The organism is Roseibium litorale (assembly GCF_014842915.1).
Classification (GTDB): Bacteria; Pseudomonadota; Alphaproteobacteria; order Rhizobiales; family Stappiaceae; genus Roseibium; species Roseibium litorale.
On sequence record NZ_JACYXI010000003.1, the window covers coordinates 170,302 to 187,302 of the forward strand.

Annotated in this window: 13 protein-coding genes; 10 read left to right on the forward strand and 3 right to left on the reverse strand. The window is 60.0% G+C overall.

Features of this window, described 5'->3' with window-relative positions; all coding sequences use genetic code 11:
- Nucleotides 1–75: 75 nt before the first annotated feature.
- Nucleotides 76–1,809 carry an ABC transporter ATP-binding protein gene (locus IG616_RS06800; protein ID WP_192147386.1) on the reverse strand — a complete coding sequence of 578 codons (1,734 nt, stop codon included), beginning with the start codon at nucleotides 1,807–1,809 and terminating at the stop codon, nucleotides 76–78.
- A gap of 247 nt (nucleotides 1,810–2,056) precedes the next feature.
- Nucleotides 2,057–3,103, reverse strand: a complete 1,047-nt coding sequence (locus tag IG616_RS06805; RefSeq protein WP_192147387.1) for a LacI family DNA-binding transcriptional regulator — start codon at nucleotides 3,101–3,103, stop codon at nucleotides 2,057–2,059.
- A gap of 247 nt (nucleotides 3,104–3,350) precedes the next feature.
- Between IG616_RS06805 and IG616_RS06810 the strand changes: the two genes are divergently transcribed.
- The 8 genes from IG616_RS06810 (at nucleotide 3,351) to IG616_RS06845 (ending at nucleotide 13,251) form a co-directional block, all read left to right on the forward strand.
- A complete protein-coding gene (locus IG616_RS06810) occupies nucleotides 3,351–5,129 on the forward strand; it encodes a heparinase II/III domain-containing protein (RefSeq protein ID WP_192147574.1) in 1,779 nt (592 codons plus the stop codon).
- A 14-nt stretch (nucleotides 5,130–5,143) separates the two neighbouring features.
- Nucleotides 5,144–6,127 (forward strand): carbohydrate ABC transporter permease, encoded by a 984-nt coding sequence (locus IG616_RS06815; protein ID WP_343072349.1) that lies wholly within the window; start codon nucleotides 5,144–5,146, stop codon nucleotides 6,125–6,127.
- Complete coding sequence (locus tag IG616_RS06820; protein ID WP_192147388.1) at nucleotides 6,124–6,996, forward strand: carbohydrate ABC transporter permease; 873 nt, start codon at nucleotides 6,124–6,126, stop codon at nucleotides 6,994–6,996. Before IG616_RS06815 ends, IG616_RS06820 begins: the two co-directional genes overlap by 4 nt.
- A 2-nt stretch (nucleotides 6,997–6,998) precedes the next feature.
- Complete coding sequence (locus tag IG616_RS06825; protein WP_192147389.1) at nucleotides 6,999–8,174, forward strand: glycoside hydrolase family 88 protein; 1,176 nt, start codon at nucleotides 6,999–7,001, stop codon at nucleotides 8,172–8,174.
- A gap of 33 nt (nucleotides 8,175–8,207) precedes the next feature.
- Nucleotides 8,208–9,329 carry an ABC transporter ATP-binding protein gene (locus IG616_RS06830; protein ID WP_192147390.1) on the forward strand — a complete coding sequence of 374 codons (1,122 nt, stop codon included), beginning with the start codon at nucleotides 8,208–8,210 and terminating at the stop codon, nucleotides 9,327–9,329.
- 22 nt (nucleotides 9,330–9,351) lie between these two features.
- On the forward strand, nucleotides 9,352–10,062 hold the full coding sequence (locus tag IG616_RS06835; RefSeq protein ID WP_192147391.1) for a DUF624 domain-containing protein: 711 nt from the start codon (nucleotides 9,352–9,354) through the stop codon (nucleotides 10,060–10,062).
- 63 nt (nucleotides 10,063–10,125) lie between these two features.
- On the forward strand, nucleotides 10,126–11,367 hold the full coding sequence (locus IG616_RS06840) for an extracellular solute-binding protein (protein WP_209007327.1): 1,242 nt from the start codon (nucleotides 10,126–10,128) through the stop codon (nucleotides 11,365–11,367).
- 54 nt (nucleotides 11,368–11,421) lie between these two features.
- Nucleotides 11,422–13,251 (forward strand): DUF2264 domain-containing protein, encoded by a 1,830-nt coding sequence (locus tag IG616_RS06845; protein WP_192147393.1) that lies wholly within the window; start codon nucleotides 11,422–11,424, stop codon nucleotides 13,249–13,251.
- Nucleotides 13,252–13,273: 22 nt separating this feature from the next.
- Here the strand turns inward: IG616_RS06845 and IG616_RS06850 are convergent, their stop codons facing one another.
- Nucleotides 13,274–14,587, reverse strand: coding sequence for an NAD(P)/FAD-dependent oxidoreductase (locus IG616_RS06850; protein ID WP_192147394.1), 1,314 nt, complete (start codon nucleotides 14,585–14,587; stop codon nucleotides 13,274–13,276).
- Nucleotides 14,588–14,925: 338 nt separating this feature from the next.
- Between IG616_RS06850 and IG616_RS06855 the strand changes: the two genes are divergently transcribed.
- Both IG616_RS06855 and IG616_RS06860 read left to right on the forward strand, forming a co-directional pair.
- Entirely contained in the window at nucleotides 14,926–15,318 is a 393-nt protein-coding gene (locus IG616_RS06855; RefSeq protein WP_192147395.1) for a Nif11-like leader peptide family natural product precursor, read from the forward strand.
- Between the two features lie 108 nt (nucleotides 15,319–15,426).
- Nucleotides 15,427–16,926, forward strand: coding sequence for a radical SAM family RiPP maturation amino acid epimerase (locus IG616_RS06860; protein ID WP_192147396.1), 1,500 nt, complete (start codon nucleotides 15,427–15,429; stop codon nucleotides 16,924–16,926).
- Nucleotides 16,927–17,001 lie beyond the last annotated feature (75 nt).

The following is a 17,001-nucleotide window of genomic DNA, read 5'->3' on the forward strand; positions in this document are numbered from 1 at the left end:
CCGTGTCCGGATGCTGAAATGCAAAACCCCGCCCGGAGAAACGCTCCGGGCGGGGTTTTCGCTTTTGGTTTGAATTCAGTGGATCTCTGCCTCTTCCAGAAACTGCACGTCATGCATGCGGCGGTAGAGGCTGTTTTCGCGGGACAGAAGATCCTTGTGGGTGCCCTGCTCGGCTATCCGCCCCTTGTCGATGACGACGATCCGGTCGGCCTTGCGGATGGTCGCCAGACGGTGGGCGATGACCAGAGTGGTCCGTTCGCGTGACAGTTCTTCCAGTGAGGCTTGAATGTCCCGCTCTGTCTGGGTGTCGAGGGCTGAGGTTGCCTCGTCCAGAATCAGAATAGGCGGGTCCTTGACGAAAATCCGGGCGATGGCGAGACGCTGCTTCTGGCCGCCGGAGAGCTTCACTCCGCGCTCGCCAATCACCGTGTCGAGACCCTCAGGCAAGGTCTCCAGCACCTTGTCAAAGCTGGCCCGGCGCAGGGCTTCCATAATGTCTTCTTCGCTGGCGCCGATCCGGCCATAGGCGACATTCTCGCGCAAGGTGCCGCCGAAGAGGAAGACATCCTGCTGGACGATGCCGATGTTCCGGCGCAGGGACGCCAGCGTCATTTCCTGAACGTTCAGGCCATCAATGGTGATGGCTCCGCCGGTCACGTCATAAAAGCGCGGCAGGAGTGAGCAAAGGGTGGTTTTGCCTGCCCCCGATGGACCAACGAAGGCGATGGTCTCACCAGAGCGGATGTCTAGGCTGATGTCCTGAAGGATCGGGCGTTCATCGCTGTAGCCGAAGCTGACACGGTCAAAGCGGATATCGCCCGCCAGATGCTTGACAGGCTTAGCGCCAGGCAGATCGGCGACATCCGGCTCGGTCGCAAGAAGTTCCAGATAGCGGCGGAACCCGGCAATCCCCTTCGGATAGGTTTCGATCACCGCGTTGATCTTGTCGATGGGACGGAAAAAGACCGTTACAAGCAGCAGAAAGCTTACGAAGCCCCCGTAGCTCAGATGCTCGCGCAACACCATGTAGCTGCCCGCCAGCATCACAGTGAGCTGGACCAGCCGCATGCTCATGTAGCTGAGCGAGGTGGAGGCCGCCATAATCTTGTAAGCTTCCAGCTTGGTGCTGCGGTAGCTTGTGTTTGCCTTGGCAAAGAGCTTGCGCTCGTGATCTTCGTTGGCAAAGGCCTGGACCAGGCGAATGCCGCCGACGTTTTCCTCAACACGCACGTTGAAGTCACCGACCCGGCCATAAAGCGCCTGCCAGTTCCGGGTCATGCGGCCGCCGTACCGGCTGGTCACCCAGGCAACCAGCGGCACAATGACAGCGGTGATCAGGGCGAGCTCCGTATTGATGAACGCCATCAGCACGAAGGCGCCGATAAAGGTCATAATGGCAATGAAGAGATCCTCGGGGCCGTGGTGGGCAACCTCGCCGATTTCTTCTAGGTCCTTTGTGATGCGGGCAATCAGGTGCCCGGTCTTCTGGTTGTCGTAGAACCGGAACGAGAGCTTCTGCAGATGCTCGAAAGCCTTGCGGCGCATATCGGTCTCAATGTTGATCCCGAGCATGTGGCCCCAGTAGACCACCACGGCCGTCAGGGCGGTGTTGGCGGCATACATCACCAGAAGGCCAGCCGCCGAGATCAGGATCAGCTCGATACTTCGGGTGGGCAGAAGATCGTCGACGAAGAGCTTCACTGCCATCGGAAAGGCAAGCTCCAGCAAACCGGCAAGGATTGCACAGCCGAAGTCGAGCAGGAAAAGGGTCTTGTAGGGGGCGTAGTAGGCTGCAAAGCGGCGGAGCATCAAACTGCTTTCCGGGGTCTGGGACAATTGGATTTGCTGCAAATCAGAGCGGGGAACCCTGCAGGAAAATCAAAAAAATTCCGTTCAAGCTGAGCTTGGCGAGTGAAATACGAGCTCAACTTTTGCTGGAGGCAAAAAGCCAGACAGGGCGCTGGTTGTCAACGGAATAAGGCGGGCAGGTGAATAAAGCGGGCAGGTATTGTACCGCTGTGTCACACCGGCGGCCGCCAAATCCCGGACCTCTCACTTACTCAGCAACTTTCGCCGTGGAATCCCGGACCACAAGCTTGACCGCTGTCTCTGTATAGGTCGCAAGCGGGTCCAGCCCCCTGATCCGTTCGAGCAAACGGTTGACGCTGCGTGCGCCAATGTCTTCGGCATCCACGCGGATCGTTGTCAGCGGAACCGAGTTCAGGGCCGCTGTCGGGATATCATCGAAGCCTACGACGGAGACGTCCTCAGGCACTTTGATCCCGGCTTCGCTCAGGGCTGCGATCGCTCCGAATGCACAGGCGTCGTTGCAGCACAGGATCGCGGTGAAGCCGGTTTTCCCCTTTGCCTCGATCCACTGCTTGATGGCCTGGTAGGCCAAATGGGTGCGCATGGCTTCAAGTTCCACGACCAGATCGTTGTGGTCTTCAAGCCCGGCATCCAGCATCGCCTTCACGCAACCAGCCATCCGGTCGCGGATGGTCGGACGGGGGGAGTGGGTCAGCCTCAGGATGCGGGTGTGGCCAAGTTGCGTGAGATGTCGGGCGCCCAGGTAGCCGCCGGTCCGGTTTGCGGGCGCGACGGCGTCAAGGCGCATCAGGGGTTCGCGGCCATTGACGATGACGGCCGGAATGCCGCGCTCGTGCAACAGGGAGACGATGTCTTCATGCTGCATGGAAAAAAGCAGATAGCCGGAGGTTGCCGCATCCGGATCAAGCTGGCGCATGGCCGCCGGATTGACCAGCTGCATGGACATGGGCAGGCCCAGCTCTCTCGCGCGCTTTTCCATACCGGCCTGAACGGCCTGCATGAATTCTCCGGTCGCGCTTTCTGCAAGGTGGAGATCGGACAGGACCGTCAGCACCCCGCCGGGCTGCGAGGTGCCTGCGTAGTTGAGCCGTTCGGCTGCCTGTTGAATGCGGGAGCGGACTTCCGAGGAAATTCCCGGCATGCCCTTAAGTGCCCGGGATGCTGTGCTGATGGAAACGCCGACTGCGTCGGCAATATCCTTCAGGGTCACCTTGCCGGAAGCCGGGGGCTGGAAAGCGTTCTCGCCTGCATTTGCGCGGTCGCTGTCGGTCAAGGTCATCCCCATTTTAGAATCGTTCTATCTGTCCGGACGCCCCGCATTTTTAGGGGTTCAGGATCTATTTTGCAATTATGCAAAAGTTACGCAAAAAAGCAAATTTGCGTAAATTGCAAAAAATAATTGACTTTGCGACGATGGTTTGTCTGACTAAGGCCGTTCGCCGGGAGGGCGACAGGAGGAGTTTTCCGTCGTGGATTTGGCTGGTCAGGAGCAGGCCCCGGAACACCGGGTATCTGGATGCGTGAGCGCATCTGGTGCAACCTTGCGTGATTTTGTGCCCGGCCCGGACGCGTCAGACCGCTCTTTCTGGGTCAGCCTGCCTAAGAATATCCAAGCTGATCTTCTTGCCGGTGGCGAAGAGGCTCTTGCACGCGGATGGGGTCTGCTGACCGCCTGCGGCTACCGGGCCTACCGGGAACAGGGCGACCGGGCCGGCTATGAGACGATCTATTTCCAGCGCCGCCGTGAGGTGAATGCGCTGGCTCTTGCGGAAGCTGTCGAAGGGCAGGGACGGTTTCTTGATGCGCTCGTCGATGGCCTTTACCTGATCCTTGAGGAAAGCGGCTGGCAGCTTCCGGCTCACAACGCCCACCAGCGGGGCGGGGTGCGGGATCTCCTGCCGGATCCGGATAATCCGGTCGTGGATCTCTTTGCAGCGGAAACCGCCGCCCAGCTCGCGGTCGTTGCCCATCTTCATGGCGATGCGCTGGATCGCCTGTCTCCGGCCATCCTGTCCCGGATCGACAGGGAGGTCCTGCAGCGTGTGCTGAAGCCTTACCTTGACCGGCATTTCTGGTGGATGGGGAACGGCGACGAGCCGATGAACAACTGGACAGCTTGGTGCAGCCAGAATGTCCTCATCAGTGCTTTCACCCGTCCTTTCGATGCCGCTCTCCGGCAGAAGGTCTTGCAAAAAGCAGCAGGAAGCCTGGATGCCTTTCTGAAGGATTTCGGGGAAGATGGCGCCTGCGAGGAAGGGGCCTTCTACTATCGCCATGGCACGCTTTGCCTGTTCGGAGCCTTGAACGTGATTGATCGGGTGGCTCCGGGCAGCGTCTCGGCGCTGTGGAACTGGCCTAAGCTCCGCAACATGGCGGAGTTCATTGCTCACAATCACGTTGCCGGCCGGACCTATATCAATTTCGCGGATGCTTCCGCCGTGCTGGAACCTTGTGGAGCACGGGAGTTTCTGGCGGGCAAAGCCGTTGGTTCGAAGCCGCTCTGTGCGCTGGCCGCGAAAGACGCGAAGGCCAACCCGCGCCCGGATCTGCCGGACGAAATCAATCTCTCCTACCGGCTCCTTGCCCTCAGCACGCACGCAGAGATGCAAGCTTATAACGAGCCTATGACTGGTCTTCCGGATATCTACTATCCGAGCTGCGGACTGTTCATTGCGCGGGATGATCGATTTGTTCTGGCGGTGAAGGCCGGAGACAATGATGACGGCCATAATCACAATGATGTTGGCAGCCTGACGGTCTATAAGGACGGCGAGCCGGTTCTGATCGACGTTGGCGTCGAGACCTATACGGCCAAGACCTTCTCCCCGCAGCGCTACGAGATCTGGACCATGCAGTCCGGCTTTCACAATCTTCCGGGCTTCGGCGGTGTGCAGCAGCAGGCAGGTCTGACCTTTGCCGCGCGGGATGTGAGCGTTGATCTGTCTGACGAGGTTGCCTCCATCCAGATGGATATTGCCGGGGCCTATCCGGAAGAGGCGCAACTGCGCAGCTACAGGCGCACGGTCCGGCTGTTGAAGGGCAGGGGGATTGAGCTCGAGGACCGTCATGACGGTGACCTGCCTGCGGTGCTCTCCCTGATGCTGGGCGACCGGCCCGAGATTTCCGGCACGTCGCTCCGCTTGAGGTCCGGTGTCTGTCTCTCGCTGGAAGGCGCGGGGCAGCTGAAGCTTGAAGAGATTCCCGTCACGGACGGGCGTCTGCGCCTTGCCTGGCCGGAGAGCATTTACCGCGTGCTGGTGCCGCTTTCCGGGCCGGTGCTGCGCTTGCGGATCGAATAGGAGGAAGACCCCGGGTGACAATCACGACGGAAAAGACAGCGGCAGGAACCGGTGCCAGCCTAGCAGTCCGCGCGGCCGCCAGGTCTCCGGTCCGCACGGCGGTTTCCAAACGCCGGCGGAAGATCATGAACACGCTGGTCGCCTATTCGTTCATTGCTCCGAACTTCATCGGCTTTGCAGTTTTCACGCTCGGGCCGATCCTGTTTGCCTTCGTCCTTGCCTTCATGCGCTGGGACGGCAGCAATCCGATGGAGTTTGCAGGCCTCGACAATTTCTGGCGGCTGTTTTCTGACCGGGTGTTTCAGGCCGCATTCTGGAACACGATCATCTTCACCGGCTTCGTGGTGCCGCTGACGCTGATCTGTTCGCTCGGACTTGCCATCCTTCTGAACCAGAAGATCTTCGGCCGGAATTTCTTCCGCACGGTGGCCTTCTTCCCCTATGTGGCCTCGCTCGTGGCGGTGGCCGTCGTCTGGAACATGATCTTCAATCCGGAATTCGGTCCGGTGAACATGATCCTCTACACGCTGGGCGTTGATCCGAGCAATCTGCCGGGTTGGGCTGCCGACCGGCACTGGGCCATGGTCACGGTCATCCTGTTTTCCGTCTGGAAGAACATGGGCTACTTCATGGTTATCTATCTGGCGGGCCTTCAGGGCATCAGTGCGGAACTCTATGAGGCGGCGGATATCGACGGGGCAACGCCCTGGCAGAAGTTCTGGCGCATCACCCTGCCGCAGCTCGCGCCGACCACTTTCTTTGTCTCGGTGATGCTGACGATCCAGTCCTTCAAGGTGTTCGACCAGATCTTCATGATCACCCAGGGCGGTCCCGGCACCTCTACCCTTGTGCTCGTCTATCACATCTATAACCAGGCCTTCATTTCTTGGGATCTCGGCTATTCGAGCATGGTCGCGCTTGTGCTGTTCCTCCTGGTTCTTGCCATCACGATCATCCAGTTCCGCTGGAGCCAGAGGAATGAAGGAGACACCGCATGACATCTGTCAGCCTTGCCACGTCCTCCGAAACGCTGAAGCGGCCGCCACGCCGGATTAACTGGGGGCTGATCCTGACCTATGCGGTCGTGATCATCGTCACCCTGACCATGCTGGCCCCCTTCGTCTGGATGCTGTCCGCCTCGCTGAAACTGGACCGGGACGTGTTCGCTTTCCCGATCGAGTGGATCCCCTCCGAGCCGCGCTGGCAGAATTACATCGACATCTGGACCAAGATCCCGCTTGGCATCTTCGTGCTCAACACGACCAAGCTGACGGTCATCGTCACCGTCTTGCAGCTGCTGACATCCAGCTTTGCCGCCTATGCCTTTGCCAAGTTGCACTTCCCCTACCGGAATGCGCTGTTCCTTGCCTATATCGCCACGATCGCGATGCCCTGGCAGGTCTATATGGTGCCGCAGTTCATTCTGATGCGGGAGTTCGGGCTGAACAACACCCACATGGCGCTGATCTGCCTGCAGGCCTTCACCGCCTTTGGCGTGTTCCTGATGCGCCAGTTCTACATGTCGATCCCGGATGAACTGTGTGAGGCCGCGCGGATCGACGGCATGAGCGAATACGGCATCTGGTGGCGCATCATGCTGCCCCTGTCCATGCCGGCCCTGTCGACGCTGACGATCTTCACCTTCGTCAACACCTGGAACGACTTCCTCGGCCCCTTGATCTACCTGACCAAAACCGACCTGAAGACGATCCAGATCGGCATCCGGATGTTCATCACGCAATACACCCAGGAATACGGACTGATCATGGCCGCGTCCGTCGTGTCGCTGATCCCGGTTCTAATCGTGTTCCTCGCACTGCAACGCTTCTTTGTCGAAGGCATCGCCTCGACGGGACTTAAGGGATAATCATGCTCGACGCAGCCGACCGCGCCCACACCATTGCCGCCATCACCGACGACGAAGTGGCCGATGCGATCCAGGCCACCGTTTCGCAGATCCGGCGCAATCTGCCTAGCTTCACCTATTCGGCGCAGAACCATTCCAGTGTGAACAACTTCTATCCACCGGTTCCCAACGACCAGTGGACCGCAGGGTTTTGGCCTGGAACGATCTGGCTCGCCTATGAGGCAACCGGCGACAAGCTTTTCCGCTACGCAGCCCAGATCCATGTGCAGAGCTTCCTGCACCGGATTGAGAACCGGATCGCGACGGACCATCACGACATGGGCTTCCTCTATTCGCCGACCTGCGTTGCCGCCTGGAAACTGGTGGGAGATGAGGATGGGCGGCATGCGGCTTTGCTCGCGGCCGACCAGCTTCTGGAGCGCTTCCATGAGAAGGGCGAGTTCCTGCAGGCCTGGGGCGCAATGGGCGCACCGGACAATTACCGTTTCATCATCGACTGTCTGGTGAACCTGCCGCTGCTCTATTGGGCCAGCCATGAGAGTGGCAATCCGGTTTACCGGGACAAGGCGCTGAAACACGCAAGGACGACGCTGGCCCATTCCGTGCGCCCGGATCATTCCACCTATCACACCTTCTACATGGACCCGGTAACCGGTGGGCCGGTGCGCGGGGCGACCAAGCAGGGCTACAAGGATGACAGCGCCTGGGCGCGCGGCCAGGCCTGGGGCATTGCCGGCATGGCGGTCTGCTACCGCTATGAAAAGGACGAGGCCTATCTGGAGGCGTTCGAGAACCTGCTCGCCTACTACCTCAAGCGTCTCCCGGACGATCTGGTTCCTTACTGGGACCTGACCTTCACCGAGGGCGATGAGCCGCGGGATTCTTCTGCCGCTGCCATCACCGCCTGCGGCCTTCTGGAAATGGCTGAGCTGGTGGACGAGCACCGGGCAGCGGAACTCAAGGATCTTGCCGCGCGCATGCTGGCAAGCCTCTGGCGCAATTATGCGGTTCGTGATCCGGAGGTCTCCAACGGGCTGGTGCTGCACGGCACCTATTCCAAGAAAACCCCCTACAACACCTGCCGGGGCGAGGGCGTCGACGAGTGTGTCGCCTGGGGGGACTACTATTATTTCGAAGGTCTGACGCGCTTGTCGCGGCAATGGGCTCCCTATTGGTGAGTGCGGACAAGGCTGAGAGGACAGGCAAGACGAATGGCCGGTATTTCACTTCGTAAACTGCGGAAAACCTACGGCGAACTGAGGGTGATCCACGACATCGACCTTGAGATCGCAGACAAGGAATTCATCATCCTGGTCGGCCCGTCGGGCTGCGGAAAGTCGACGACCCTGCGCATGATCGCGGGCCTGGAGGAAATTTCGGGCGGTGATCTCGTGATCGGCGATACTATCGTCAATGACGTTCCCTCCAAGGACCGGGACATCGCGATGGTGTTCCAGAACTACGCGCTCTATCCGCATATGACGGTCTACAAGAACATGGCCTTCGGGCTGGAGCTGCGCCGTCACCCGCGCGAGGACATCGATCGCAAGGTGAAGGATGCCGCCGAGGTTCTGGACATCACCCATCTGCTCAACCGCAAGCCGAAGGCGCTTTCCGGCGGCCAGCGGCAGCGCGTGGCGCTGGGCCGTGCAATGGTCCGTTCGCCCGAAGTCTTTCTGCTCGACGAGCCGCTCAGCAACCTGGACGCCAAGCTGCGCACAGCCATGCGGGCGGAAATCACCAAGCTGCACCGCCGCCTGGACGCCACCTTCATCTATGTGACCCATGACCAGGTTGAAGCCATGACCATGGCCGACCGTATCGTGGTCATGAAGGACGGCTACATTCAGCAGGTGGATACGCCGCAGGTTCTCTATGACGAGCCGGCCAACATGTTCGTGGCAGGGTTCATCGGGGCGCCTCAGATGAACTTCCTGGATGTGATCATCCGCAAGACGGCCGGCGGGTTTGCCGCGGAATATGAAGGCCAGCTCCTGCCTTTGCCGGAGCATCTTGCGCGGGCCGTGGCTGGTCATGAGGGCCGCAGCTGCGTGCTGGGTCTGCGTCCGGAGAACTTCCACGAACGCCCGCCGGTGGACGTCGATCCTGCCTTGACAGCTCCGGTCGAGATGTCGGTGGAACTGGCAGAACCGATGGGCGCAGAAGTGCACCTGAACGGCAAGCTGGGAAGCCATGGGATCATTGCCCGGGTGTCGCCGCGCTGCAGGGCGAGAACCGGAGACACGGTGCCGCTGATCGCCGACCTGTCTGCCGCTCACCTTTTCGACAAGGAAACGGAAATCGCGCTCCGGACTGGCCGTCCGGCGCACTGAGACCGCAAGGAAACAAGACCATATGAACTGGGTCGCCAATTTCTATTTTCGCGAAGGGCCGGGCATCGACAAGGATGCGCCGAAGCCTGAAGGGCTGCGTCTGCTTGGCGCTATCCTTGTCCGCGAATGGTGGGACTTGCTGCGGCTCAACGTTCTGTTCATTGCGGCGTGCCTGCCGCTGGTGACCGTGCCGGCTGCCTATTCCGCGGCGGTTTCCGTCTGCGTCGCCATGATCGAAGACCGGAACGTCTATCTGTGGCGGGACTTCTGGGCAGCATTCCGGTCAGGGTTCTGGTTGGCAACGGTTGGCGGGGCGGTCTTTGCCGCTGCTGCTGTCCTCGCTTGGGTTGCCATTCCCGCCTATGCCGCAGAGGCCAAGCACAACCTTGTTTTCGCGGCCCCCTTCGCGCTTGCCGTGATGGTTTCCGTTCTGCTGCCGCTCGCCGCCAGCAGCTTTTTCGTCAGTCTGGCAAAGACGGAGGGCCCGGAAGCGAAGGTCCAGGCCCTCGGGCTGGTGATCAGGATCGCTGCTCTCGCGGTTCTGGCCCGTCCGCTGCCGGGACTGGCAGCTCTCGGCGTCGTGGCCGGGCTTTGGCTGGCGCACATCCTTTTCTATCCCGTGTCGGTGTTTCTGCCGGTGCTGGTCAACTTCTCCCTCGGCGCATTGCTCATGAGTTTCGCGATGCTCAAGGGAGTGGAACTCGGCTGTTCCCGTACAGCCCGCGATAGCTGACCTGTCCGAAGGGAGACCGGACAGGCCTGGCACTTTGAACTGACAATGGAGGAGACAATGCAAATGCGTAGATTGATGAAGCCTGTTTTGATGGCGGCGACCGCTCTGGCCTTGCTGCCCGCCCACGCCATGGCGGAAAACATCAAGCTGAACTGGGCCCTTTGGGACTGGGACAAGGTGGCCTATTACAAGCCGCTGATTGAGGCTTATGAGAGCGCTCATCCGGATGTGAAGATCGAACACACCGATCTTGGCTCGAGTGACTATAACCAGATGGTCATGACCCAGCTGACGGGCGGCGGCGATGATATCGATGTTGTCACGATCAAGGACGTTCCGGGCTATGCCCAGATGGTCAACACCAGCCGTCTGATGAAGCTGGATGCCCCGGCGCAGACCGGCGGCTATGGCGGTCTGATCGAGGCGCTGGACGTGGGCGGAGGTCTATACGGTCTGCCTTTCCGCACAGACTTCTGGATCGTCTATTACAACAAGGATGCCTTCGACGCCGCCGGTGTCGAGTATCCAACCAACGATATGACCTGGGCCCAATTCGACGAGAAGGCCCGGGCAGCGACCAAAGGCTTCGGTCCGAACAAGGTTTATGGTGCCCACTTCCACACCTGGCGGTCCACAGTCCAGCTTCCGGCCATCCAGAGCGGGGAACATACGCTGGTGTCCAAGGACTACAGCTTCCTGAATCCTTGGTATGAGCGGGCCTTGTCTCTCCAGAAGGACGGGGCGGTGCGCAGCTATGCTTCGCTGAAGACCTCGCAGACCCACTATTCCGGACCGTGGTTTGCCAGTCAGATTGCCATGCTGCCGATGGGCACCTGGTTCATTGGGACCCAGATCGCCAAGGTGGAATCGGGTGAATCCAAGGCCACCAACTGGGGCATCGTGAAGTATCCGCATCCGGATGACGTTGCAGCTGGTTCTACCGCTGGTCAGGTGACTTCGTTGGGCGTTAACGTCAACTCCAAGCATGCGGAAGCTGCGAAGGAGTTCGTGTCCTGGGTTTCCGGTCCGGAAGGGGCTGCCATCATTGCTGCCACCGGCACCATCCCGGCCTTGCGTGATGGCAACGTAATCGAGACCATCACCTCAAAGCCGGGTTTCCCGCAGGACAAGGCCAGTGCCGAAGCCCTAACCACCACGGCGACCTACCTGGAAATGCCGGTGGACCTGAAGGCCGCCGAGTACGAGCTGGTGCTGAACCGCGTGCATGACGAGATCATGACCGACAACATCTCCATCGATGACGGCATCGCCCAGATGAATGCCGACGTCGCAGGTATCAAGTAACCAACCGAGCGGGGCCGGCCTGGTGTCGGCCCCGCAACTCCGGACCCATCGCACGTGCCCAACAATCCTTTTTCCGAGAATCCTTTGCGCTGCCGGAGCGATGTTCTAGCCGCTGTCCATCAGCTTTTTGAACCGCTTCTGCCCCATTTCTCGGCCTCCGGGGCACGCGTCAGGCTGAGCAGCATGTCGGCCCATTTCGATCAGGCCGCAGCAGAACTGGAGGGCTTTGCCCGCCCGCTCTGGGGGATTGTGCCTTTGACTGTGGGAGAAGGCGCCTTCGATCACTGGGCGCTTTACCGGGAGGGATTGAAGAACGGCACCGATCCGGACCACCCGGAGTATTGGGGCGACGTTTCCGACATCGATCAGCGGCAAGTTGAATTGGCGGCCATCGGTCTTGCCCTGCGGCTGGCGCGCGCTGAGATCTGGGGCCCGCTGGAAGACACGGCCAAGCGCAATGTTGCGGCCTATCTGAAGTCCGGCCGGGACCGGGAGTTCGTCAACAGCAATTGGAAATTCTTCCGGGTTATGGTGGATCTCGGCCTGGAGCATTGCGGCGTCCCGGTCGATGCCTCCATGCGGGAGGCCTATCTGGATGATATCGACGGCTTTTATATGGGCGAGGGCTGGTCCCGGGACGGGCCGATCCGCAGCGCCGACCACTACATTCCCTTCGCCTTTCACTATTACGGCCTGATCTATGCGGTTCTTTCTGGCGATGAGGCCCGCGCAGAGCGTTACAAGGCGAGAGCGGCGGCCTTTGCCCGCTCGATCCGCCACTGGTATGCGGAAGACGGGGCGGCGCTGCCCTTTGGCCGCAGCCTGACCTATCGGTTTGCCCATGCGGGCTTTTGGGGCGCTTTGGCCTTTGCCGGTGTTGAGGCTCTGCCCTGGGGCGAGATCAAGGGCTATTATCTCAGGAACCTGCGCTGGTGGGCCCGTCAGCCCATGTTCGAGCGGGATGGCGTCCTGTCCGTCGGCTTCAGCTATCCCAACCTCCTGATGAGCGAAGGCTACAATTCCGCCGGTTCGCCCTATTGGGCGATGAAGGCCTTCCTGCCTCTTGCCCTGCCGGAGGATCATCCTTTCTGGACGGCTGAAGAAGTGCTGCCAAAGAAGTCAGCTGATCCAGTGGTTCTGCCCGAAGCAGGGATGGTCATGCAGAACCTTCCCGGACACACGGTTGCTCTGACGTCCGGCCAATACTATGCCCGTTGGCGGGGAACGCCGGAGAAATACGCCAAGTTTGCCTATTCCACTCGCTATGGCTTTTCCAATGAAGCCAACGAGCGGCATTTCCCAAGCGCGGCGACGGACAACATGATCTCCTTCTCGTCGGATGGTCTTCATTTCCGGATCCGCGAGACCTGTGAGGATGCGGAATATGCCGGGAATGTGCTTTATTCCCGTTGGAGCCCGATGGACGATGTGATGGTGGAAAGCTGGATCTACCCGGAAGGGCCATGGCATGTGCGCCTTCACGAGATCATGACTGCCCGGCCGCTCGAGGTTGCCGAAGGCGGGTTTGCGATTGCAAAGCCGGACTTCAAGGCCTGGCAGGAAGGCTGCGGGGACGGTCTGGCGCAGGTCGCGACCCGGAGCGATGTGAGCGCGGTCAAGGCCTATGACGACCGGACGCCTCTGGTTCTGAGCCCACTGAGCAATACCAACATCATCAATGCCCGCTCCCTGGTGCCCCAGTTGCGCGGGACGATCCAGCCCGGAAAAACAGTTCTTGCCTGTGCAGTGCTCGCTCAAAAGGGTGGAATGGACACCGCCCTGCCTCCTGCACCCGCCCGCCCGGATGTTACAGCCTTGCGCGAGCTGATCCGGCGGGAGGGAAAGGTGGTGCCGGTGTTCGATCTGAACCACCGGGCGCAGTGAGGGGAAGGAAGGGAAAGGGGTGTCACACCCCGAGCCGGTCGCGCAGGGCGTACCACCAGGAGCCCATGACGGAATAGGGCACGCGGAACATGCGCCCGCCCGGGAAGGGGTACCATGGTACCTTCTCGAAGACGTCGAAGCGCGAGCGGTCGCCGCTGATGGCCTCGGCGAGAATACGGCCGAATGTGTGCGAGCCAGTTACCCCGTGCCCGCTGTAGCCATGAGCAAAATAGGTGTTGTTGCCGAGGCGCCCCATCTGTGGAACGCGGCTGAAGGACAGAGCGAAGTTGCCGCTCCACGCATAGTCGATGGCAACGCCCTTGAGCTGCGGAAAGACTTTTTCCAGGTTCGGCAGCAGCTTGGCCTTGATGTCCTTCGGGTCCGTACCGCCATAGACGAGGCCGCCGCCGAAGATCAGGCGTTTGTCTGCGGACAGGCGGTAATAGTCGAGGATGTAGCGGACATCTTCGACGCAGACATCCGTCGGAATGAGGGCATTGGCGCGGTCTTCTCCAAGGGGCGCTGTTGCCAGCATCTGAGTGGAAACGGGCATGACGCGCGCGGTGAGCTCCGGAACCACATGGCCGAGATAGGCATTGCCGCACAGAACCAGGGTGTTGCAGGTGATTGATCCGCCGGAGGTCATGACCTTCGGTCTGGCAGCAGCGGTGTCCACCTTCACGACAGGCGACTGTTCAAAAATGACGCCGCCGAGGCTTTCAAAGGCGGCAGCTTCCCCAAGCGCGAGATTGAGCGGATGTACATGGCCGCCCGAGTGGTCGATCATGCCGCCGGCATAAACATCGGACGCCACGTGCTTGCGAAGTTGTTCCTTGCTGAGCATTTCCTGATTGTGCAGGCCATAGCTTGCCCAGAGCTTCAAGCGGTCTTCCAGCTCTCGCATATGTGCGCCCGTATAGGCGGCAAAGATGTTGCCCTCCTTCAGGTCGCACTGGATATCGTAAGTCTTGATCCGCTCGCGGATGATATGTCCGCCTTCCTGAACCAGACCCGCGACAAATGTAGCCGTGTCCGCACCATATCGCATGCGGATGGTCTGAAGGCTGGCGTTGAGCCCGGCTACGATCTGTCCGCCATTGCGTCCCGATGCGCCCCAGCCGACTTGAGCGGCCTCGATCATGACCACCTTGTAGCCCTTTTCAGCCAGATGCAGTCCAGTGGACAGGCCGCTGTAGCCAGCGCCGACAATGCATATGTCGGTCGTGAGATCTCCACTTAGCGTCGGGCGGTCTGGGGCCGGATTAGCGCTGGCAGCATAGTAGCTTCCAGTATGGCGAGTGGGGCCGGTGCGTGCAAAATCTTCACGGGGCATCATGTGACCTTGGGCAGGAGTTTGTGGCGGAAACGGTATCCTGCTTTGCCTGCACCTGAACAGTGGTGGAATCCTGTTTATGTGTTTTAAAAAAAACGCCTTGAGGATACATGAGCGGGTGCGGGAAGTACCCGGAATGATTGTGTTTCCCTGGCTGCCTTTGGAAAGGTCGGGTTGGGTGTTGATATATTACGTAGAGAAATTCGCAGTTAAATCAGAGTTAACTACAATTAATTCTGGACGAGGCTTTCGGAAAGGACGTACCTTAACGACGTAAATCTGATTGATACCGCAATTTATACGTCTATGCGGGGTCTGTAGTCTCATTTCAGGAGGCCAATATGTCTGTTGCTGATGCAAAACGATTTGCTGACGAAATTGCAAAGGATCCGGAACTGAGAGATGCTGTTAAGGGAGTGGCGACCGGGCTCGCGTCTGTCGTGGAATTTGCAAAGTCGAGAGGCTATGATTTCTCGATTGATGAGGCGAAAGAATATATTCTGTCCCGGTCTCCCCAGGATCTCACCGACGAACAGCTCGACGCCATTGCCGGCGGCAAGCATCACCACAGCTCTGTTGCTACTTCGAGCACTGTTGCTCAGACCACAGCAGTCGCCAGTTCCGCCGTGGAGGCGGCAGAAGTGGCGACCAGCGCGGTGCAGGTGGCTGAAGCGGCTGCTGACGTGGCTGCCGCTGTCGAAGTCGTGGCCGTGGCTGCTGCCGTCCTGACCTGATCCAGCCGGCATTGAGCTGGCACGGTTCGGTCCGCCCCTTGCCGTCTCCGGCATCGGGGGCGGGCGGAAATGCCTTTTGGGGACCGGTTGAAAGGGGCGTTTTGCTCGATGAAAATCACCAAGGCCACACGACATTACCGCGGCATATTTGAAACCCGGAGCGCGGAGCAGATCCGCGAGCTGGCCCATACCAAGCGGTTCATGGAACGACTGGCGACCGACCCGGCTTTCCGGCAGGCTCTCGGTGAGAACCTGGACTGTCCCTCAAAGGCATCCGAGGCCTTCGGTCTGGAGCTGGACCCGGCAGAAGTCCCGACCCTTTGGCGTGTGGACCACCGCAAGTGGCGCCATTCCGAAGAGCGTCACCGGTGGCCCATGGCTGCGGCCTGGGATGACTATATCAAGGATATGCTCACCCACCGCGACATGATCCGCGATGAGGGCGCAACAGAGCATATTCATCCGAAGTTTGACCGCTGGCGGCAAAGGCAGATCCGCCGGTCCTACAGCGAACTCGGCGCTTCCGCCCATGCTGTGGTTCACCCCATCGTCGCCTTTGAGCTGAGCGAGGGCTGCACTGTCGGCTGCTGGTTCTGCGGCCTGTCGGCGGACAAGTTCCGCGGCCATGTTTCTTATGAAGAGAAAGGCGAGCTGTGGAAGGGTGTGGTCAAGGCGATGAACGACCGCTTCGACACAGCTGTTCAGACCGGTTTCTGCTACTGGGCAACGGACCCCTGCGACAACCCGGACTATGACCGGTTCATCGAGGACTATTACCACATCACCGGCGCGCTTCCGCAAACGACGACGGCGGCGCCGCTGAAGGACGAGGCGCTGACCCGCCGCGTTCTGGCGCTCTTCGACAAGTTCAAGACCGTCACCAACCGCTTCTCTGTCCTGAGCGTCCGGCACCTGGACAAGATCCATGCGGCTTTCACACCGGAAGAACTCATGGGTGTGGAACTGGTCCTGCAGAGCAAGCATTCGCTTTCGGCCAAGGCGCATGCGGGCCGGGCGCGGGAGCGGGTTCAGAAGTTGAGGGAGGCCGGCAAGTCCGAGAAGATTTCTGAGCTGGAAATCGATCACACGACCATTGCCTGTGTTTCCGGCTTCCTGGTTTCGATGGTCCGCCAGACCGTGCAGCTCGTTGTTCCGGTGCCGGGCAGCGATAAATATCCGCTTGGCTATCGTGTGTTCGGCGAGCGCCACTTCGAGGATGCTGCGTCGTTCGGGGCCGCTATCGATGACCTGATTGACACGCACATGATGACAGACATGCCTGCCAGCTGGCCGGCACGGTTCCGTGCCGATCTCGCTTACGAGCCGGCAAAATATGGCTTCAGGCTTATATCCAGATGCCAGGAGCACACGATCGAGAACCCCGCTTGCGGCCGGCTAGCAGGAGAGCTCATTGCCGCCGGTAACCTGACCATGGGCGAGGTTGTGTCTGTGCTGTTGGAGGCGGGAACGGGTCTCATGGTTGCAGCCGAATTCATGGACACGGTCTTCAGCGCCGGTGTGCTTGAGGAATACAGCTCTCAGGCAGAAGCCGACGCGCTACGTGGCGAGCTTCTGGAGGCCAATCTGGCGGCCATTCCGGCTGAGTGAACATCAGACAGGGCGGTGTCAGCATGATGCCGTCCTGGTCTCATCAGTCCTTGGCAATGGCGGAGAAAAAACGGG

Bases quoted from the DNA above. Each gene is read 5' to 3' on its own strand.
- IG616_RS06800 (WP_192147386.1), bottom strand. From the start codon at position 1,809: ATGCTCCGCCGCTTTGCAGCCTACTACGCCCCCTACAAGACCCTTTTC.
- IG616_RS06820 (WP_192147388.1), top strand. From the start codon at position 6,124: ATGACATCTGTCAGCCTTGCCACGTCCTCCGAAACGCTGAAGCGGCCG.
- IG616_RS06825 (WP_192147389.1), top strand. From the start codon at position 6,999: ATGCTCGACGCAGCCGACCGCGCCCACACCATTGCCGCCATCACCGAC.
- IG616_RS06830 (WP_192147390.1), top strand. From the start codon at position 8,208: ATGGCCGGTATTTCACTTCGTAAACTGCGGAAAACCTACGGCGAACTG.
- IG616_RS06835 (WP_192147391.1), top strand. From the start codon at position 9,352: ATGAACTGGGTCGCCAATTTCTATTTTCGCGAAGGGCCGGGCATCGAC.
- IG616_RS06840 (WP_209007327.1), top strand. From the start codon at position 10,126: ATGCGTAGATTGATGAAGCCTGTTTTGATGGCGGCGACCGCTCTGGCC.
- IG616_RS06850 (WP_192147394.1), bottom strand. From the start codon at position 14,587: ATGATGCCCCGTGAAGATTTTGCACGCACCGGCCCCACTCGCCATACT.
- IG616_RS06855 (WP_192147395.1), top strand. From the start codon at position 14,926: ATGTCTGTTGCTGATGCAAAACGATTTGCTGACGAAATTGCAAAGGAT.
- IG616_RS06860 (WP_192147396.1), top strand. From the start codon at position 15,427: ATGAAAATCACCAAGGCCACACGACATTACCGCGGCATATTTGAAACC.